Here is a 19,326-nt window from a genome sequence, read left to right on the forward strand (position 1 = left end):
TCCGAAAGAATCCGCATCCATTGGTGTCCGTCCGCATACATCGTTTCAGCTTGAACGTTTCAGGCACCGCCATAATCCCGTGCACAAAGAGAGCAAACATCGATCGCACATTTTGCGTATGTTTCATCCTATCGTATATTCAGCGATGGACGTTCAAATCACCTCAGCAGACAAACATCAATGATGAGGACTACAGGGATGAATGAAGTAAAAACACCACCACCGGTGCTGTTCGATCTTACGACAGTCGGGGAAGCCTATGTCGAACTGCACGCGGAGGACAACACGCTTCCGGAAGCACCAGCATTCGAACGGCGCATAGCCGGTTCGGCCGCACTGACGGCCATATACTACACCATGCTCGGCGGTAAAGCCAACTGCATCGCCTGCGTCGGTGCCGACGCTCTCGGAACCTACGTGCAGAACACGCTGCGTCAGCACAAGGTGGAAGCCGGCACGATGCAGTTCTCTAAAGAGCACCCGACGAGTTTGCGTTTCAGCGCGAAGAAGGGACGGCTGGCGCAGTCCACCTATTACCGGCTTGCAGACTGGCAGCTGCACAACACCAAGGAACATGTGGCGCAGGCACAGAGCTCACGCATCGTGTTCGGCAGCGGCTTTATCCTGATCAAGCATCCCGCGCGGCATAGTCTGTTCGAAATGCTGCGCCTTGCAAAAAAATGGGACAGCACTACCGTCTTCCAGCCGCATTTTGATCCCACGCAGTGGGCCAGCAAAAGCGAAGCGCTGCTGACGATCAAGAAAACCTTGCAGTTCGCCGATATCCTCACACCCACATTGGACGATGCCGAAGCATTGCTCGGGAAGGGAACAAAGGAAGACTACCTGAAACACTATCACGATATGGGTTGCCGCACCGTTATCATGAACCTCGGCAAGCAGGGTTCCCTGCTCTCTGACGGCGTAAAAGTCGTGCGTGTCCCCGCTGTCGAGGGAGACGTCGTGGACCCGTCGGGTGCGGACGAAGCATGGCACGCGGCACTGTTCTACGCCATGAACAAGGGGAAATCCATGCCGAACGCCGTGTATTTCGCCAATACCGTCTCAAGCTATGTGCTGGCGCGTACCGGGTCGCTCGTCGCTTTACCCGCTCCCGGTGAGATTACGCAGGAAATGCTCGGAAAGGCGTTTGAAGACGTGTAAATCACGTCGCTGCGGTACGACAACGGCGGAACAGGTGTTCCGCCGTTTTTTTTACATCCGCAAGTACTTCGCGCCACCGGTGGCGACGCACGAGGAGGCGGCGAAGTCCGAAACCTCCGCGCAGCTTTCAGCTTTCCAGAACTTCTCTTTCGGCGGTGAAGCGATATCCTCGAAGGAACTCTTCCACACCCATCGCTCGCTTGCCCTCCTGCTGGAGCTCGAGTATCGCGAGCGAACCGCGACCGCATTGTACCTGAAGGCCGTTGGCGTCAATCCGCAGTGCGCCACTCTCGCCACTGCTCTCTTCTTCGAGCACCTGCGATCGAAGAATTTTTATCAACTTCCCGCGGTGATGCGTCCACGCGGCGGGATAGGGACTGAGTCCACGGATGAGATTATGTACGTCACGGGCGGGACGTGTCCAGTCAAGGCGGCAGGTATCCTTGAAAATTTTCGGTGCCGGTGTCGCCTGCGCATCGTCCTGCAGCTGTGTGATCAGGTTGCCGGTCTCGATACGGCGCACGGTGCGCAGTACGACATCCGCGCCAAGCGTCATCAGGCAATCGTGTAATTCACCCGCAGTCATATCGTCGTGCAGTTCCGTGCGCTCCTGCAGGATAATATTTCCCGTGTCCACCGCGGGTTTCAGAAAGAAGGTTGTCACCCCGCTCTCCTTCTCTCCCCGGATGAGAGCCCAGTTGATGGGTGCCGCGCCGCGGTACTTCGGGAGCAGGGAGGCGTGCAGGTTGAAGCTGCCGTAGGTCGGTATGTTGAAGACGGACTCCGGGAGGATACGAAAGGCGACGACAACGAAAAGGTCCGGAGCAAGGGCGCGCAGCTCGTCCGCGAAACGCTCGTCACGCATTGAATCCGGCTGCAGCACGGGAATCCCCAGTCGCGTCGCTGCGTCTTTCACCGCTGTGCCGCTCATCTGCTGACCGCGGCCACGAGGCTTATCGGGAGCGGTGACGACGGTGACGGGTTCGAAACCGGCGTCATGCAAGGCGAGAAGAGACGGCACCGCGAATTGCGGCGTACCCATGAACACGATGCGCATTATTCAGAGCCCGATGGTTGAAGCAGCATGTCAGTCGGCGAATTCAACGTTTTTCGCCATAACGTAATCCGCTTTCTCTTCACCCGCCTTTATCCGTTTGAGCGCGGGAACAACGAGACGCTTGCGCAACCCCTTCAGATAGTCGGTGAAAAAGATGCCATCGAGGTGATCGTATTCGTGCTGAATCACCCGCGCGAGAAAATCGCCGGCTTCCATCTCCTGATCTTCGAAATTTGCGTCCTTATACCGAATGTGCAATTTTTCGGGCCGTGTGACATCCTCGCGCAAGTTCGGTACGCTCAGGCACCCCTCTTCGTAGGTGATTTCGTCGCCCCAGAGATCCGTGATTACGGGATTGATCATCACGAGGGGAGTTGATTCGGTATAGCCCTCGACGGAAGTAAGATCCATGACGAAAAGAGACGAGCCGACTCCGACCTGATTCGCCGCGAGCCCCACGCCGCTTGCCTGATGCATCGTCTCGAACATATCTACGATGAGTTGCGTCAGCTCCGGACCCGGTCTTTCGACAAGGCGCGTTTCCTCGCGCAGCACTTTTGCATCGTACGGATAGATGGGAAGAATGGCCATGACGGTATTTCCGGAAACAGTCTGTTCGTATATCGTTTCTTCGCAGCACGAAAAATCGTACCTTCGCGCATATGCAATTATAAATGTACTCACGAAAATTTTATAGAGGAAGGCAAAACGTCATGGAACTCGGTTTGAAAGGAAAACGTGCTTTCGTCGCCGGCTCCAGCGAAGGCATCGGACGTGCTATCGCGGAAGGCCTGGCTCTGGAGGGATGCGACGTCATGCTGTGTTCGCGTTCGGAAGAAAAACTCATCGCCGCCGCGAACGCGATTCGGGCGCGAGTGCAGGCGGATGTTCATTTCGTACCCGCCGATCTGGATCTCCCGGAACATATCGAAGCCGCCGCTGCGGCGACCCTCGGGGCCTTCGGCGGCGTCGACATTCTCGTCACGAATAATGGCGGACCTGCTCCCGGAGATTTTCTCAGCATGACCGAGAAACAGTGGCTGGCCGGCTACAACCGTACGCTGATGAGCGGAGTGCGCCTGATCAGGGCATTTTTGCCAGGCATGATCGAGCGGCAATTCGGACGCATCATCAACGTGACCAGTATTTCCGTAAAGATGCCCGTCGCGCGTCTTCTGCTCTCCAACACCTTCCGCGCCGGCGTGACCGGCATGGCCAAGACGCTGTCCGACGAAGTGTCAAAGCACGGTATCACCATCAACAACATCGCACCCGGCTATATACGCACCGGACGTCAGACGCAGCTCTTCACCGACCGCGCCGAAAAAGCTGGTGTCACCATCGAGGATATACGCGAACAGATCACCGCCTCCATTCCCATGGGCCGCATCGGCCACCCGGATGAAGTCGCGAATCTCGCGGTGTTCCTGGCCAGCGACGCCGCCTCGTACATCACCGGAACGACCATTACGGTGGACGGAGGCCTCAATCGCGGCCCGATGTGAGAGACGATGCATGAGAGCGGAGTTTCGATGTTCGGCCGTCGAAACAGGGCACAGTGAAAGAACCGGTGGCGATGTTTTCAGGAAGGACTACGACATCCACGCCGGTATCTCTGCGACTCGACGCACCCGGACAGTTTACGCAACCCTAAGGCCGCACCGCGAGAATATAACCCGCGATAAAACCGTTTACTGATTCCTTTCGTCCCTTGCGGCGACCACCCGCACATTGAATAGTACGCCGATTTCCGTTACCTTGAGAACGATTCAAGGATACGGACCTCGTTTGAAGCATTCCCCTGCGAATAGAAGTTGCACCGTGACAATGATGCACCTCGCTGCAGCTGCGGCGATGTTCCTTTTTGTTCTCCTGCCGTCGCGGCTGTCGGCCCAGGACCCCCGCACGGGCTGTATTGCGGATCCCGGATCGCATTTTCGCAGTGCCAGGGACTCGGTTGCCTGTCTGGAGGCATTCGAACGGCTCGACATGTTGTCCGCACGGCTGGCTGCGGCGCCGACGCCCGGACACATCGCGGAGTACCGGGCAGCGGCCGATTCGGTGCTGACCTTCACCGCACATGCACTTGAGGATACCTCACACCCACTGTATATCGAAGCGCTCGCATGCGTCTCAGAAGCGTTGTGGATGACGGATCGCGAGCAATCCACCGCGATTCTCGAACGCGCTGTTGCCGCCCTGCGCACGCTTCCCGTGCCCTGCCGCAGCGCCTGGGCCGGGCGTCTGTTCGGCAATCTTGCATACCAGTTGTATGAATCCGGGTTGTATGAAAAAGCCGAACTGCTGTATCACGAAAGCATCGCGGTGCTCACGGGGCTTGAGCAGCCTCCGGCGGCGCTCACCGCGTCACAGTACCTCTTTCTCGGTCTGTTGCAGCGGCGTGCCCTGAAACCCGAAAAGGCTGCCGAGGCCTTCTCGGAATCCGCTGCGTGGCAGCTTGCGGCGCGGGACACCGCGAGCTCGGCCGAAGCACTTGGTTGGTATGCGGACGCGCTCTACCGGTCGCACGATTTTGACGGGGCGGAGCGCGCATACCTGCGCGCATACAGCATGCTGCGTCAGATTCTGGGTGGTCAGTCCGAACGCACTCTTGCGGCCATGCAGGATCTGGCCACGTACTACATGTTTGTGGCGCGCTTCGATGATGCACATCGCATACTGCGGGACATACTCTCCGCTGTAACGCGACCTGGCGCGTCCTACGATGCAATCCTCGTGTTCTACACATACATCAGTCTGGCAGGAGCATGCGCGGAATTGGGGAGCGACGCGGAGGCTGAATCCTATTTCCATGAGGCGGCTCGCAGCGCTGAGCGTATTCCGGACGCCGACCGGCCTATGTATCAGGCGATGGTCACGAACAACACCGCATCGTTCCTTGCGAATCGGGAGCGTTACGACGAAGCCGCCACCCTCGTCGAGAAAGCCATGGAGCTGATGGACGTTTCCGGCTGGGCCGATGTGGAGCACTTCAAAGCGCGCGCGGCCAGCAACCTCGCCTCGATGTATTCCGAACTCGGACGTTACGCCGAAGCCGAATCGCTGCTCGTATTCGCGGTGGAAATGTATGGCCGCGCGTTCGGTGAGAACTCGGGCGAACTGGCCGCCCCGCTCAGCAATCTCGGGATGGTGTACAGGGATCTCGGACGATACGAAGACGCGTACGCACACATCGTCCGCGCGCTCACCCTCAGTGAGCAATTCTCCGGACCCGGACATCCTCTGCACGCACGTCTGTTGCGGAATCTCGCTTCGGTGGAACTGGCGATGCGGCGGGACTCGGCCGCTATCGTCCACCTGCGGCAAGCCGAAGCGGAACTCCGTCGCTGGTACGATCCCTGGCACATCGAGATGCTCGATTGTTTTCAGATTATGGGGAGATGGTGTGAGCGTCATCCCGACGATGCCGACGCTCCGGATGTGATGCGCCTCCTCGCCGAGGGTACGACGCGTCGGCTGCGCGATTCGTTCGATTTCGAAAGTGAACAAAGACAACTCCAACTCTACGAGCGCTTCGCCGCGAAAAATCTGGGAATCATTGCGCGATGGGCCCGCAGCACCACCAATCCCTCAGCGGCGGAAATACTGTTCACTGCGCTGATGCACCTCAAAGGCGAAATCCTTGCCGAACAGACACGGATACACCGTGGTGTACGGGGGCGACAACAGGAAGCCGACCTCGCGCAACGATTGTACGACACGCGTGAGCGCTACGCGGCGCTGGCAACAAAGCCGCCTGCGGAGGCGATACTCGCGCTACGCCAGCGCTTGCTCCGTGAGATTGATTCGTTGGATGCCGCGCTGCGGAGTTTCAGTGCCGGGTATATGAGGCAGCGTCGTCTCAACGACGCCGGATGGCGCGAGGTGCAGCGTGCCCTGCGGCGCGACGAGGCGATGATCATCTACCTGTTCACCCCCGCCGGAGAGTCGGACAGCACCCGTGGTCTCGTGGCTATCGTACTGCGGGCGGATTCTCCGCCGCTTCTCGTGCCCCTATGCAGCGAGGGCGAGTTGCAAAGAGCGCTCGTAACACCGTTGGACGCGAAAGTTCTGTCCTTGCTCCCCGAAGACGAGAAGATGCTGAAACTCGGCGCACTCATCTGGGATCCCCTGGCTGGCTCTTTGCGTAATATCCGCCGCTGCGTGATCATCCCGGACGGCGTCCTCCATCGCGTAGCCTTTGCTGCTCTCGTCAGCAGCGCTTCCGGTGAACCCGCGGTACTTGACGCGGTTTTGGAATTACGCCAGCATGTGAGCCTGAAGGGTTTGCTCACACGTCATCCCTCCTCCATCCCCGAACGCGATCCAACCGCATCGCGCTGTGTCCTGATCGGAAATCCTGAATTCGGAACTTCGGCGTCCGGACAGAGCACCCGGCTTCACAGCATCTGGGCTCCATTACCCGGTACCAAGCGCGAACTGCACCGGATCGCCGGCATCTGCAGAGAAAACGGCGTTGAGACACGCATTGCCGAAGGTGACGAAGCATCGGAGCACACTGTCAAATCGCTGTCCTCCACCGATGTCAGGATATTGCACATCGCTACACACGGATTCTTTTTCCCCGCACCGAGCGACGAGGCAACTGCATCAACCACCCTCATGGAGAACACCCGCGGGCGCGAGAGCTTTCGCATCGAGAGGCATCCGTTGCTGCGCTCCGGACTGATCCTGGCGCGGGCCAATGCCGCCTGGAGCGGAGGACCCGTCGGAGAAAAGGACGAGGACGGCATTCTCACCGCGCTGGAGATCAGTCGTCTCGATTTCGGCGGAACGGAACTGGTGACATTGAGCGCCTGCGAAACCGCTCTGGGCGACATCACCACCGGCGACGGCGTCTTCGGGCTGCAGAGATCCTTTTTCATCGCCGGTGCATCGTCATTGCTGATGAGTTTATGGAAAGTCCCGGACCAACCAACCGCTGAACTGATGAGCGCGTTTTATGCCGCATGGTTTTCCGGAATGAGCACCAGCGAAGCCCTGCGCACCGCACGTTCCGAGCTTCGGATCAAATATCCCGATCCGCGGATCTGGGCGCCGTTCGTGCTGGTAGGAGAATGACGACATCTTCATCAACACACCATGCGAACGCGACAGTCTGTTTTCAAGAATTTCGCTTGCTTTCGGCAGCCCAGTACCGTATATTATAAATCCACCGCGGGGTGGAGCAATTGGTAGCTCGTCGGGCTCATAACCCGAAGGTTGTTGGTTCAAGTCCAGCCCCCGCTACAAAAAGGCGATCAGCAATGGTCGCCTTTCTTTGTTCGTTTCCCGGCTACAGTGGAACAATGAATCGTTCGTCGGGCTCATTACTCCGCCTAGGCGGATTGTTGGTTCAAGTCCAGCCCCCGCTACAAAAAGGCGATCAGCAATGGTCGCCTTTCTTTGTTCGTTTCCCGGCTACAGTGGAACAATGAATCGTTCGTCGGGCTCATTACTCCGCCTAGGCGGATTGTTGGTTCAAGTCCAGCCCCCGCTACAAAAAGGCGATCAGCAATGGTCGCCTTTCTTTGTTCGTTTCCCGGCTACAGTGGAACAATGAATCGTTCGTCGGGCTCATTACTCCGCACAGGTCAGCCTGGGCTGATTGGTTTCCGCCGGAGGCGGACCAGCCCCCGCTACAAAAAGGCGATCAGCAATGGTCGCCTTTCTTTGTTCGTTTCCCGGCTACAGTGGAACAATGAATCGTTCGTCGGGCTCATTACTCCGCCTAGGCGGATTGTTGGTTCAAGTCCAGCCCCCGCTACAAAAAGGCGATCAGCAATGGTCGCCTTTCTTTGTTCGTTTCCCGGCTACAGTGGAACAATGAATCGTTCGTCGGGCTCATTACTCCGCCTGGTCAGCCTGGGCTGATTGGTTTCCGCCGGAGGCGGACCAGCCCCAAAGGCGCTAACTTAAGGAAAAATGGGAACCAGATCATTTGCTAGTACTCGCGCTTGCTGCATGCCTCTGCGGCGTGGCGCGTTGAAGAAATGTCGGAAGAGCGATTCGGCGTCCCGACACCAGTCCTGCGCCGAGACCCTCCCGAGAATACAAAAACGAATTCCATCAATCAAAGCTCGTTGAATACGCCAAATCGATGGATTACGTTCTGACAAGTCGATGCCCCCATGGGGAAAAAGAGAGGAATTCCTCCGTCAAATCTTCCAGAATTAAAGCGGCCAGGAATTTCGCATAGAGGTAGCTGTGCGTAAGGGGAGGATCCTTTGTCGGGACCTCGCCAAGATTCAGGAGGCTTTTCAGACGCTTGAACGCCAACTCGATTTGCCATCGGAACCGATAGAGTTCGAGCCCATCGAGCGCGCTCAACTCGTCGGCGGGGACGGACGTCAGCACCATAATGTACCTCGCCGCTTCAAGTGTTCGAGGGTCAATGGTTCTGCTCTTTCTCGATCGTTCGCGCAGGACCCGTTCACGCGCAGCCTTCGCGGCGGCTTCCGATTTCCGAATGACCAGCAATCGCGCGGGGATTGCCGGGATGTTGTCTTTCGGTACCGCCTGCGTGCGGACAGCAAACTCCGTCGGTGTCGCGTCACTGATACTGCGGAGCGCTCTGAGGATGTCGAACGCGTCTCCCGCAATATCACATAACGGCACATTCTGCCAATTCAGTCGAATAAGAAAATCAGCCTTGGCGGAGATCACGGCATGGAACCCCGCGCGATGTGCATAGCCACAATCACCGACAACGAGATCATGAGGGCAAAAGTGAAAGCGCTTGAGGCTTTCGCCGCCATGGACATCGGTCACTTCCACTGAATCAATCTTCAAATCCATCAGATTGAAGCCAAGGTGGACGCGCCAATCTGTTCCCATCGAACCCGGTCGATTGATAGTGGTTGCATCCACCAGACGTAGATGTCGTGCGGCATGGGCTAGCTGGGGTGGCGGCGCTCGTTCTGTTAACTTAAGAGCGAGTAAATGTCCGAGCCAGTCCGAGGCGAGACGCAGACGCTTCATCAAGGCGACATCAGATATATGAGCAATGTCGATGACCTCGGCCCATGCGGCTGTTTGTCGGAGCGACATCTCGCAGAACCCATAGGCAAACGCTAGCCGTAGTAGGGTTGAAGCCTTATCAATAAGCCTTTTCCGGGTAATCGCCCCAAATTCCTTTGCCGTCCGCTCCAGCACATCATCAGGGGGAAAGAAGGAAAGAAGATGGGCCCACTCGTATTCAAGTTGACTCTTGGCATCCATGCGGTAAAGGTACAAAACCGCACGGAAAAAGTCAAGCTCTTAAGTTAGCGCCTATGCGGACCAGCCCCCGCTACAAAAAGGCGATCAGCAATGGTCGCCTTTCTTTGTTCGTTTCCCGGCTACAGTGGAACAATGAATCGTTCGTCGGGCTCATTACTCCGCCCAGGTCAGCCTGGGCTGATTGGTTTCCGCCGGAGGCGGACCAGCCCCAGCTACAAAAAGGCGATCAGCAATGGTCGCCTTTCTTTGTTCGTTTCCCGGCTACAGTGGAACAATGAATCGTTCGTCGGGCTCATTACTCCGCCTAGGTCAGCCTGGGCTGATTGGTTTCCGCCGGAGGCGGACCAGCCCCCGCTACAAAAAGGCGATCAGCAATGGTCGCCTTTCTTTGTTCGTTTCCCGGCTACAGTGGAACAATGAATCGTTCGTCGGGCTCATTACTCCGCCCAGGTCAGCCTGGGCTGATTGGTTTCCGCCGGAGGTGGACCAGCCCCCGCTACAAAAAGGCGATCAGCAATGGTCGCCTTTCTTTGTTCGTTTCCCGGCTACAGTGGAACAATGAATCGTTCGTCGGGCTCATTACTCCGCCCAGGTCAGCCTGGGCTGATTGGTTTCCGCCGGAGGCGGACCAGCCCCAGCTACAAAAAGGCGATCAGCAATAATCGTTTTGATTTGCCTGCCTGGACAATCTCGATTAATACTCGTTGCTTGATTCCAGAGTATTCGTTACGTTGCTCTCATATTTCCATGCACCTTACGGAGAACACGCTCATGCAACGACTGCTACTTCTCTTTCTCCTCGTCGCGGGAATCTGCGTAACATTGACCTTGAGCGCCTGCGATGATGATGAATCGACAGGACCGAATGATCTCGGAGGCGATCCCAATCTCGAACTGACACAGGTCGGGCAGGAGTTTCCGATTTCCATCACCATCCCGGGATCACCCGGTTCGATTATCAGCGAGCTCAAAGACAGCATTGTCATCACCGCGAACAACGGCGGCATCGTGTCGCTTCGTGGAATTTTCTCCTTCGACAGCACCTGGGTGCGGGGCTTGGAAGCGGAACTCGGCATATCGGCGCTGCCGATGGACGCCAAGCGTGCGGTGCTGACGCATTTCGTCGAGCTGTTCGGCGCCGTGCTGGATACGGCGGACAAGAACAACATGAATGCCCGTGTGGACGCGAAGCTCAAGGTGACGTCCGAAGGCATGCAGGAATTCGTCAGCAGCGGCGGCGACCTTTCAAAACCGTTTACCATCGTCAAGTACAACGCCAACGTCGGTGATACGTGGAATTTCACCAACAGCAAGGGAGAGAACATCACCCGCACCGTTTCATACAAATCCACCACGGATGATTTCCCCGTCGGATTCTGGAATATCAAGGTCATCAAGGTCGACGAAACGCGCGAAAGTCCCGTGTTCGAAAAAATCACCTGGGTGACGAATCACAAATTCGGACTGGTGGGTGTGCTCCTGAAAACCAAGACCGGAAAGGATGTCAACATGACGGTATTTCCCCCGACGATGTGACGCAGATCGGCGAGCTGTGTGCTAGGTGTTCCCCGGTACGCACTGTCGCCTTCGGGATAATGTCGGGCATCACTCCCCGACCCTTACAGCAGCGGCGCGGGAAATACATCCCGCGCCGTTTTCATGAGTAGTGATATCCGACATCTCACTGCGTATCGATAGAATCGTCCGGCGGGAAACCCGCCACGCAAAGCCAACTGTCGTCCGGCTGACGTAGGTAGAGCTGACCATCGCCATAGCCGATGCCGCTGCCGTAAAGGCACGCGCAGCGAGGGCACATATCGGCAAAGGTGATGCTGTCGCGCAGACGTCCGTCGACGAGCAGCTCTCCTCTATTGAAATCGCATGCGCAGATATCGCAGCGCTCCGGAGCCGCGTAACGCTCGATGTTCAGCTTGCGTCCTTTCGCTTCATCTATCAGCCTGCGGAGGTGCTCCTCCGCGGTTGCGGGAAGGTGTGAAGTGCGGGCTCTCCTGGGCTGTCGCTCAGGCATAACATAGTCGTCTTCTCCGTTACCGAAGGTGATATCCACCGTGAAGCCGGATGCACAGTCGAGGGCTTCCACCGCAGCATGGAAAGGAGCAAAACCGGCGGTACCGAGCTCTTTCAGATGATCATCCTCGAGTTCCGGAACTTCGTCTGCGTATGCGTACCACGTCATCGCATTGCAGAAATTCGTCTCTCCTGTTTCGGGACGTGCGTCGTACCCATAGAACAGATGCAGCCATGTCGGATCAAACAATACGAGAGTGGTAAACCACAGCCCGCTCACGCCGCCATCCGCGAACGGCCACGATATTCCTATCAAACCGTCAGGTGCGGGAGCTGCGCCGTCGGTCCACGGCAACTGGCTGCATGCCTCGAGCGCGGTATCCAGCCAGCAGAGCTCGTCGGCAGAGTATCCCGACCGCGAGGTGATTTTCGTGAGCAGGAGTACAAGTGCATCGATCATCGTCCTGTTGTTGACGTGACGCAGTAGGGCGCTGTTTCCCTCCGCGAGTGATCCGCCCATATTTCCGTTCTGACTCATGCTGCTCTCCTTGTACTGGTGGATGTGCACAGTTTTCTGACAATTGGATTCAAACCGGGTTCACTGCTCCGCAGGATCGTTTACGTAGGCTTCCTCGGCCTGTATCGCTTCGAGCAACTCGGCCGCCATATCCGTATCAAGTGGGCTGAGAAAGCCCAGCGATTCCCAGGCCAAGTCGAGCTGTCCCGTCATGAGCTGGCATAACCCGAGACTGAACCACCCTCTAGCCCATAGCGGTTCGAGTTCCGTAACACGCCGGAGACAGTCGCGACCGGTCGGGAAGCGGCCGCAATTCATATGTGCAATCCCGAGATTGTACCAGGCAACGTAGGCCCTGGGATTTCTGGCCGTGACGCTCTCAAGCACTATCCTTGCGCGCTCGTAGCGGTCGAGCTGCAGGAGCGCGTAGGCTAGTTTGTGAAGTTCACCGTCGGAGAGGCTTTCGTCCACAGCGGCCCGGTCGAACGCCTCGATTGCCTGCTCCCACTGCGCTCGGTCGTAAAAATCGCCAGCCATCGCGAGATCTGGATTGGTCGTCTGCGCCCGCAGCATACCTGCGCAGGAGAGCAGCATGAGTGCGGCGATGATGTGTTTCATATGACCTCCGGTGTTTGATGGAAGGGACGAGCTTCGTAGCGCAGGGTGTGAGAGTCGGCCTCCTTGTTTCGATATGTTGTGTGTGTCCTATCACATAGCAAGTTCCGCGCCAAATTTTCCGATGAATGTTTTCAGGGCTTTCGGATAGCTGTATCTGATGAAATCGTGTAGAACGTTCACACAGATGTGATCGATTTTCCCGGTATGGCTGATCCCCAACCACGGCTTGCACGGGAGCACTCCGCGAGATTCCGACCTAAGTGGCGAGCAAGCAGCACCGTCTGCGTGTTTACAGCGAGCACTTGCTTTTCGTCGGCTGCACTGTGCACACGGCAATCTGCTGCCGCATCTCATTGTCCGGCCTCATCTGCAGCAGGTGATATACCGATCGGCGAACATGAGGGCATACGGAAATGGATACACACACTTCATCTGGTTAGGGAAATTTTTGGGAAGTCGATACAGCATGCCCTCAACAACACCTACGACAGGATCGTCAACATCATCAAGGACAAGGGCGGATTCTTTCGAAGCGGCGATCCGTGGAGTTGGGAAGCGGGTTCGAGCATCGGTATCCGTACGCGGCATTCGCTCAGCCAAATATATCCTGAGACCGCGGCTTTCGCTCCGTCGAATGTCGACGACGTTGCTCCCTGAATCCCGAGGCCTGCGCGGCGATGGCGGAGGATGCAACCATGGCACAACAGCCAGGCTTTCAGACTGCGCGTGCGAACTGCGCATATTCGCTCCCTGGATTTCAGAATGTTCCCATGATGATTGTCAGCTCATAGCCGGTAGACCTGAAGCGTCCCGCTGTGGCTCTGTGAATCTCGATTCCGATGTGAAAATTGTTGAGTACCCGGACGGCGATTCCGCTATGCAACGCCGCACCCAGTGTGCGATAGTTGTCAACATTGTAGTAATCCTCTCGCACGTTATGATACACATGACGGAACGCAAAGACGGTGCCCACCACGTCGATTTCCTGTCGCACCCTGGTATACTGGAAGTCACCCAGCTCGGTACCTGTTACGAGGCAGGGACCGGCGGCGACGTACACAGATACAAATCCGTACGCGAAATGCGCTCCGCCCATCAGCGCGTACTCCTGCTGCTTTTCCCACTCAAGAGATTTATTGTACGGCACATCCGGATCCTCCCACTGAAATCTCCCCGTGGCGAGCACGAGCAGATGCCCATAGGCGTAGCGGCCCGACAGAGCGACACCCTCTCCCCGCCCGCCGGTGATGAACGCAATGCCGCTCGCCCCACGATGCAGCCCCCAGTTTTCGGACTCCACTGTATCCTGAGCTCCGGCCGGCGCGGTAATGAACAAGCACGCACAGACGAGCAACAGGCAGGTTAATTTCTCAGTCATGACGTCCTCCATCGTTTGCAAGTGATAGGTTCTCTCAACTGAACATACAAGCACACAGAAGTTCAGCTGTCACAAAGAAATCACGAAAGTGTCAAAGAGTTGGTCAATCCTTTCGTCTCACAGCTCAACGACAGTGTGGAGGCAGTTGACAATTCGATGACAACTTTGAGAGGAAAGATGCTTTCCTTACTTGAGTAGTATGTATGATCGATATTCTGGTGAGGAATGCCATGAAATCATCGTCTCGAACACTGTGCTCTATTCTGCTGTTCACTATTATCTGTCAGGCCTGTGCACCCACCAGGCGGGTTCTGCAGCCTCCGGCACAGAACATCATCACAAGCATGCGCTATCTCATTGTAAAAAATGCGCTGTACGAGCGCATTTCATTGCAAAACGACACGCTCGTCTGTCGCGCGATGAAAAGACCGCCGTTGTCGGGGAGCGGACCTCACGTTCACATCCCCGCATCCGAGGCTAAGTCCCTCGGCTTCGACAACACGAATATGGCACATCTCGTACTGAATGATTCGACGGTGCTGCCAGGACGAGGCGACACGCTGCTTGTCCCCGTATCGGCGGTTACGAATATTTTGGCACGAGAGTACGATTCCGAGGCAGCCACAGCGATGGCGGTGGGCAGTACGGTCGCTATCGGCGCGGGAGTCCTGGTCACGGTATTGGTTGTTGCGACGGTTGTTGGCCTCGTCGCTTTTTTCAAGGTTCTCGGGATCATCGGCTCTATGGGAAAGACCGGGTTATGACCCTGTACCGGATCGAAGACGATGCAGAGTGGCTTTTATCCTAATGGCGCCATCGCGCACGGACTGCATCGCGATACCCCTCGGAACTCAGCAAGGCCTCAGCGTACCGCTTCGTATCCTCCCGCCACACCTTTCTTCGAAAACACAATCTGCCACACCTGACTGCGGCGCGCACGGAAGGAACCTGGCGTACTGAGCAACAGGTACTTCCACATGCGGTAGAAGCGCTTGTCGTAATGCGGCGCAATGACGTCTTTCCAGTTGCGATCGAAATTCGCGAACCAGGCTTCGAGCGTCGGTGCGTAATGCACACCGATGTTCTGCCAGTCCTCCAGCACGAACAACCCCTTCGCGGCTCGCGCAATCTGCTCGGCGACTGGCAGACGGGCGCCCGGGAAGATGTAGCGCTCCGTCCATGGATCCGTGCTTTCGCGCTCCCTGTTCACGCCAAGAGTGTGTAACACAAAGAGACCCTCATCATTCAGACACTTCTCCGCGATTTCCATGTATTCTCGATAATTCGGCGGGCCGACGTGTTCGAACATTCCAATTGACACGATATGGTCGAAGCGCTCATCGAGATCACGGTAGTCTTGCATTCGGAGTTCTATCGGTAACCCCTCGCACAGCTCTTTGCCCAAAGCTATCTGCTCGGAAGCAAGTGTGATTCCGGTTCCGCGGGCTCCGTAGCGTTCGGCGGCGAACTTCAGGAAGCTCCCCCAGCCGCAGCCGATGTCCAGCACATGATCGCCATCCTTCAGGCCGAGCTTGCGGCAGACGAGGTCAAGCTTCGCCTCCTGCGCATCATCGAGGTTGTCTGCGTTCTTCCAGTACGCACAGGAATACACCATCCGCTTGTCCAACATGTTACGGAACAGCAAATTCCCCCGGTTATAATGCGAGGCCACGTCCCGTGACGCACCCGAGCGGCTCTGGATGTTCATCAGCTTGGCCTGGAGCACAGGGATGAGTAGTTTCATTGGTCGTACGACATGCTCAAGATCGGCCAGCAGCAGTTTGCGGACCATTTCTCCGAGATCTTCGCAATCCCACCAGCCATCGACATATGATTCGCCGAGTCCCAACACACCGTCGCTCAGCAACCGCTGATACAGCTTTCGGTTGTGCACCGTAAGATCCCACGCCCGGGAGCCGTTGATTTGCACATCAGCATGCGCCAGTAAATCAGCGAGAAGGTTCTCCGCCTTGTCCATAGTACCTCCGGAAGTACGAGTTGGAGCGGATCACGTTATCAGCCGCAGTCCCGTGGGCGAATTCGCCGACGATGACCACAGTACAGCACCACACATCGAGGTGTATGGCGGATCCAGCTGGTCCGTCTGATGAAAAATATGTGTGCTGAATATTACACCAGGGGGTTTTCGAAATCAAGACCCGGCCGTGTGGTTTCAGGTTCACCTTCGAGCATAGATTCTTTTGTGAACACCACCTTCTCAAATAGATGAGGGTCACGTGAATCGAGCGCTTACGAGCGTATCATCACCATGACCCGACGACGGACGAACGCCCTGAATTCGCGGACAGTGCGACGGTAGGGTAACCCAATAATCGGATACTTGCGGCTGTATATCTCTGGGTGCAAATAGAAACGGTATCCCCGGGACAGGCAAGGCTGCGACGAAGGATCGCATCCTCGCACCCTCTCACAGCATACCACCAAAACGATGAAAACCGTCCAATATGCTTGAGGTGGGTCCCTTGGAAATCACTGCACAGGAAAACCGAAGTATAAAAATTGATGTAAGGCTCCCCTTAAGCCCATCTCACCGGAACACCCGGTCTTTTGTGCTACTCATAGCAATCCCGGACGCGGGCTGTTGTGGAGCGTACCTTACCGTGCACAAGTAGCGTGCTGAACAAAGTAACGCAGCAAGCGGTTTTCATTGCCAGCTGTGCGCGAAAACGCGCTCATAAACCCTACATGAGCCTGCATCATTACGCGGTCCGTAGCCCGGGCGCCATCATTCGTAATAGGATACGATTTTCGGCCTTCCCGCCTCCACCTGCCAGACCTTCTTTGCGACAGCATTGTGTAACGGATTGTAGAAAATATCCGCCGTCCCGCCGAAGTCTATTTCCCCCTTCGCAATGATGGAACCAACAATCGCTGTGGTACCGGTAATCTTGGCGCTGCCCCCGATCAGCAAGGTCGCATCAATCGAACTCGTGCCATTGATCTTCGCATCTCCGGCAACCAGAATACCAAGATTATTGCCGGAGGGATCGATGGCGGTCACGTTCGCACCACCATTGATCGTGAGATCGCCCGTGACGAGAAATACCCCATACCCGGTCATTTGACCATTCAGTTTCAGGTCCCCCCGTACATATATGATCTCAGGATTATCCCGCGTACCGAGTGTCATGTTGCCATTGATCGTGGTGCTGGAATAGAACTTCCGGGTGGCGAGCGCTTCCCATTTACTGGGGTCTATTTCCGGAATCGCCACCGGAGGGACCTTCGAGACAAGCGACCCACCGCTGAGCACATTGGGGAAAAAAATGCCTGTCGCACCACCGGCGGAAGGACAGTTCTCACTGTAACTTCCATACCCTTCCACCCTGGAGGACCCGCCGAATGTAAGGTCGTGATTTGTATGCACGTTCGCATTCAGCGTCGGATTGTTGTAATCCATAATTCTGACGTTGCCGGTAAGATCCATGCTCTGGTCGGAGAGAATACCATACCCGAGACCGGGCGGGCGAATGTAGGCGCTCGGAATTTCTACAACCGCCCGTATGGTGAATACCTCATCCAACACCGTACCGGTAGCCGTGACCAGACGCGCGTTGTTAAGATTGGCGTCCGGTCCTCCGGGGTACATAGCACGAGTGCGCTGCACGCTGACCGCGAGTGTGCCGCCTCCCATCGCGTCGGAAGTATACCCCTCGGACCACGTGGAGTCCTGTGCAAGTCGGCTGATCGCGTGCTCTATTCCGCTGCGTGCGAGATTGCGTGCCTGATTGATTTCGTAGTCCTGAACCGCCACGTTACTGGAATTGAGGTTACTGCGATTCAATTGGAGCGAGGCGAGGGAGGCAATTATTCCCATCGCGATCACCAGCACGACAAGCATTTTACCCATGATTTCTTCCCGTTCAGGAGTAGTACTGTGATGGTAAGGTGTTGAGGACTGTCAGTTGCGGATACCGTTACAAACCGTGACAATCCTTGTATTTCTTACCGCTGCCGCAGGGGCAGGGATTGTTCTTGTTCGCGGGCGGCACGATAACAGGATCGGGATCGTCCGCCGGAGGCGTGACAGTGCCGCCACTTCCCGGATCGGTCGTGCCGGGATCTGTGCCGCCCGGATCACCTGCACCGGGATCGGTATTGCCCGGATCGCCTGTGCCGGGGTCGGTGTTGCCCGGATAACCCGTCCCGGTTTGGCTCGTTCCTGTGCCCGTCTCACTACCGGATTCAGCAATTTGCGGTGGTTCAACATTCAGGTTCCTCGGATAAATCGTTTTATGCCAGTACGCTCCTACCTGGCAATCCACCGCCGATGCGAGGAGTTGTGTCTGATCGAGACTCGTTTGTATACCAGCGGTGCTCCCGGAATTCGCTCCCCCGGAAGTAGCGAAGTATTTGTCATAGAGCACATTGCTCGTCAGCATCGAGGCCTCGACAGCGCGAATACTTGCAGGGTCTGAGGTCACGGCACCATTCCGGTCGTAAGCCGTGAACAGTACCATGCTACCGCGTGTCGTCCATGATTTCGGTGCAGCGCCCGGTATCGCAATGCGCCGTGTCACAATCGGGCCCGTGCGGGTTCGGGTCATGATGTACGTAATTGTATCCACGACGCCGTTGTTGTCGTAATCCGATAGAAACGAGATGGACTGATTGCTGATCGTAACGACCTTCCGCGGGTCCGTCACCCGGTATCCGAGATTCGTCAGTTCCCTCTCCATGGTTTGGCTCATTTCGGCGAGGGAAAGTTGCGACATTTCCTGCATGACAACATCACTCGTCGTATCCTGCATGGTGATGACCACCGTGGTCATCAGCGCAAGAACGATTCCGCCTATGATAAATGATCCGAGAGTATCCAGCATTATCGTGCCTCAATGACTTTTGTAATGCACAAGAATTACGGGTTGCTCCATGAACTCTGATGTGATCGTAACGCGTAAGCGCTTCATTCTGGTACGAACGCTTGAAGTCTTATTCGGAGTTGCAGGATTGACGTAATCGACGGCCCCGAGAAGACGGAATGATCCCGCGCGCGGCGTCGAGCGGGTGGTGCTATAGCGATGATAATCGTCGAAGTCATTGAAGTTGGGATACGCTTCCCAGGAACCCCGCCCCAGGCTGCCCGGTGCGGTAAACGTGGCGACTGTGGCTTTCTCATCGGTTGCCGTCGCGGCATCGAACGCTTTTCCCGCTGCTTCGTTCACCATGGACTGTCCCACCGCCGTTGCAGCCATAATATATTCCGACTGTGACATCTGCTGTTCGCTGAACAACTGTGTCCGGTTGATATTGAGTACCAGCAGGGAGAGCAGGACCATCGCTCCCAAAACGAGCATCATCTGTACACCGCCCATATTCGCA

15 protein-coding genes and 1 tRNA gene are annotated in these 19,326 nt (G+C 56.4%); 6 read left to right on the forward strand and 10 right to left on the reverse strand.

What is annotated here, in order from left to right; translation table 11 throughout:
- Window positions 1–198: 198 nt before the first annotated feature.
- Window positions 199–1,164 (forward strand): PfkB family carbohydrate kinase, encoded by a 966-nt coding sequence (locus tag M5R41_06105; GenBank protein ID MCZ7555960.1) that lies wholly within the window; start codon window positions 199–201, stop codon window positions 1,162–1,164.
- A 127-nt stretch (window positions 1,165–1,291) separates the two neighbouring features.
- On the opposite strand, the gene fmt is transcribed toward M5R41_06105, so the two are convergent.
- Both fmt and def read right to left on the reverse strand, forming a co-directional pair.
- A complete protein-coding gene (fmt, locus tag M5R41_06110) occupies window positions 1,292–2,221 on the reverse strand; it encodes a methionyl-tRNA formyltransferase (protein MCZ7555961.1) in 930 nt (309 codons plus the stop codon).
- A gap of 30 nt (window positions 2,222–2,251) precedes the next feature.
- A complete protein-coding gene (gene def / locus M5R41_06115; protein ID MCZ7555962.1) occupies window positions 2,252–2,812 on the reverse strand; it encodes a peptide deformylase in 561 nt (186 codons plus the stop codon).
- A 122-nt stretch (window positions 2,813–2,934) separates the two neighbouring features.
- Between def and M5R41_06120 the strand changes: the two genes are divergently transcribed.
- From M5R41_06120 to M5R41_06130, 3 genes are all read left to right on the forward strand, one after another.
- Window positions 2,935–3,726 carry an SDR family oxidoreductase gene (locus M5R41_06120; GenBank protein ID MCZ7555963.1) on the forward strand — a complete coding sequence of 264 codons (792 nt, stop codon included), beginning with the start codon at window positions 2,935–2,937 and terminating at the stop codon, window positions 3,724–3,726.
- A 322-nt stretch (window positions 3,727–4,048) separates the two neighbouring features.
- Window positions 4,049–7,303: a CHAT domain-containing protein gene (locus tag M5R41_06125; GenBank protein ID MCZ7555964.1), complete on the forward strand. Its 3,255-nt coding sequence runs from the start codon at window positions 4,049–4,051 to the stop codon at window positions 7,301–7,303.
- Window positions 7,304–7,398: 95 nt separating this feature from the next.
- Window positions 7,399–7,471: transfer RNA gene (locus M5R41_06130), tRNA-Met, on the forward strand.
- 855 nt (window positions 7,472–8,326) lie between these two features.
- Here M5R41_06130 and M5R41_06135 read toward each other — a convergent pair.
- Entirely contained in the window at window positions 8,327–9,442 is a 1,116-nt protein-coding gene (locus M5R41_06135) for an IS4 family transposase (protein ID MCZ7555965.1), read from the reverse strand.
- A 771-nt stretch (window positions 9,443–10,213) separates the two neighbouring features.
- Here M5R41_06135 and M5R41_06140 point away from each other — a divergent pair.
- Window positions 10,214–10,978, forward strand: coding sequence for a hypothetical protein (locus M5R41_06140; protein ID MCZ7555966.1), 765 nt, complete (start codon window positions 10,214–10,216; stop codon window positions 10,976–10,978).
- A gap of 145 nt (window positions 10,979–11,123) precedes the next feature.
- Here M5R41_06140 and M5R41_06145 read toward each other — a convergent pair whose 3' ends face one another.
- The 3 genes from M5R41_06145 to M5R41_06155 form a co-directional block, all read right to left on the reverse strand.
- The gene (locus M5R41_06145) at window positions 11,124–12,008 is read right to left on the reverse strand and encodes a hypothetical protein (GenBank protein ID MCZ7555967.1); all 885 of its coding nucleotides are present in this window, start codon (window positions 12,006–12,008) and stop codon (window positions 11,124–11,126) included.
- Between the two features lie 60 nt (window positions 12,009–12,068).
- Window positions 12,069–12,605, reverse strand: a complete 537-nt coding sequence (locus tag M5R41_06150; GenBank protein MCZ7555968.1) for a tetratricopeptide repeat protein — start codon at window positions 12,603–12,605, stop codon at window positions 12,069–12,071.
- A gap of 757 nt (window positions 12,606–13,362) precedes the next feature.
- Window positions 13,363–13,983 carry a hypothetical protein gene (locus tag M5R41_06155; protein ID MCZ7555969.1) on the reverse strand — a complete coding sequence of 207 codons (621 nt, stop codon included), beginning with the start codon at window positions 13,981–13,983 and terminating at the stop codon, window positions 13,363–13,365.
- Between the two features lie 230 nt (window positions 13,984–14,213).
- On the opposite strand from M5R41_06155, the gene M5R41_06160 reads away from it, so the two are divergent.
- The gene (locus M5R41_06160) at window positions 14,214–14,747 is read left to right on the forward strand and encodes a hypothetical protein (protein ID MCZ7555970.1); all 534 of its coding nucleotides are present in this window, start codon (window positions 14,214–14,216) and stop codon (window positions 14,745–14,747) included.
- Between the two features lie 98 nt (window positions 14,748–14,845).
- On the opposite strand, the gene cfa is transcribed toward M5R41_06160, so the two are convergent.
- The 4 genes from cfa to M5R41_06180 all read right to left on the reverse strand — a co-directional run bounded on the left by cfa (window position 14,846) and on the right by M5R41_06180 (window position 19,304).
- Window positions 14,846–15,961: a cyclopropane fatty acyl phospholipid synthase gene (gene cfa, locus M5R41_06165; protein ID MCZ7555971.1), complete on the reverse strand. Its 1,116-nt coding sequence runs from the start codon at window positions 15,959–15,961 to the stop codon at window positions 14,846–14,848.
- A gap of 768 nt (window positions 15,962–16,729) precedes the next feature.
- Complete coding sequence (locus tag M5R41_06170) at window positions 16,730–17,854, reverse strand: hypothetical protein (GenBank protein ID MCZ7555972.1); 1,125 nt, start codon at window positions 17,852–17,854, stop codon at window positions 16,730–16,732.
- 67 nt (window positions 17,855–17,921) lie between these two features.
- The gene (locus M5R41_06175; protein ID MCZ7555973.1) at window positions 17,922–18,827 is read right to left on the reverse strand and encodes an SEC-C domain-containing protein; all 906 of its coding nucleotides are present in this window, start codon (window positions 18,825–18,827) and stop codon (window positions 17,922–17,924) included.
- Between the two features lie 9 nt (window positions 18,828–18,836).
- Window positions 18,837–19,304, reverse strand: coding sequence for a hypothetical protein (locus tag M5R41_06180; protein ID MCZ7555974.1), 468 nt, complete (start codon window positions 19,302–19,304; stop codon window positions 18,837–18,839).
- Window positions 19,305–19,326: the final 22 nt, after the last annotated feature.

The sequence above is a fragment of the Bacteroidia bacterium genome, from assembly GCA_027493955.1.
In the GTDB taxonomy this organism is placed as follows: domain Bacteria; phylum Bacteroidota; class Ignavibacteria; order SZUA-365; family SZUA-365; genus JAOSJT01.

Coding starts and splice junctions, on each gene's coding strand:
- M5R41_06175 (MCZ7555973.1), bottom strand. CDS start 18,827: ATGCTGGATACTCTCGGATCATTTATCATAGGCGGAATCGTTCTTGCG.
- M5R41_06155 (MCZ7555969.1), bottom strand. CDS start 13,983: ATGACTGAGAAATTAACCTGCCTGTTGCTCGTCTGTGCGTGCTTGTTC.
- M5R41_06120 (MCZ7555963.1), top strand. CDS start 2,935: ATGGAACTCGGTTTGAAAGGAAAACGTGCTTTCGTCGCCGGCTCCAGC.
- M5R41_06150 (MCZ7555968.1), bottom strand. CDS start 12,605: ATGAAACACATCATCGCCGCACTCATGCTGCTCTCCTGCGCAGGTATG.
- M5R41_06170 (MCZ7555972.1), bottom strand. CDS start 17,854: ATGGGTAAAATGCTTGTCGTGCTGGTGATCGCGATGGGAATAATTGCC.
- M5R41_06145 (MCZ7555967.1), bottom strand. CDS start 12,008: ATGAGTCAGAACGGAAATATGGGCGGATCACTCGCGGAGGGAAACAGC.
- M5R41_06180 (MCZ7555974.1), bottom strand. CDS start 19,304: ATGATGCTCGTTTTGGGAGCGATGGTCCTGCTCTCCCTGCTGGTACTC.
- M5R41_06140 (MCZ7555966.1), top strand. CDS start 10,214: ATGCAACGACTGCTACTTCTCTTTCTCCTCGTCGCGGGAATCTGCGTA.
- M5R41_06105 (MCZ7555960.1), top strand. CDS start 199: ATGAATGAAGTAAAAACACCACCACCGGTGCTGTTCGATCTTACGACA.
- M5R41_06160 (MCZ7555970.1), top strand. CDS start 14,214: ATGAAATCATCGTCTCGAACACTGTGCTCTATTCTGCTGTTCACTATT.
- M5R41_06125 (MCZ7555964.1), top strand. CDS start 4,049: ATGATGCACCTCGCTGCAGCTGCGGCGATGTTCCTTTTTGTTCTCCTG.
- def (MCZ7555962.1), bottom strand. CDS start 2,812: ATGGCCATTCTTCCCATCTATCCGTACGATGCAAAAGTGCTGCGCGAG.
- fmt (MCZ7555961.1), bottom strand. CDS start 2,221: ATGCGCATCGTGTTCATGGGTACGCCGCAATTCGCGGTGCCGTCTCTT.
- cfa (MCZ7555971.1), bottom strand. CDS start 15,961: ATGGACAAGGCGGAGAACCTTCTCGCTGATTTACTGGCGCATGCTGAT.
- M5R41_06135 (MCZ7555965.1), bottom strand. CDS start 9,442: ATGGATGCCAAGAGTCAACTTGAATACGAGTGGGCCCATCTTCTTTCC.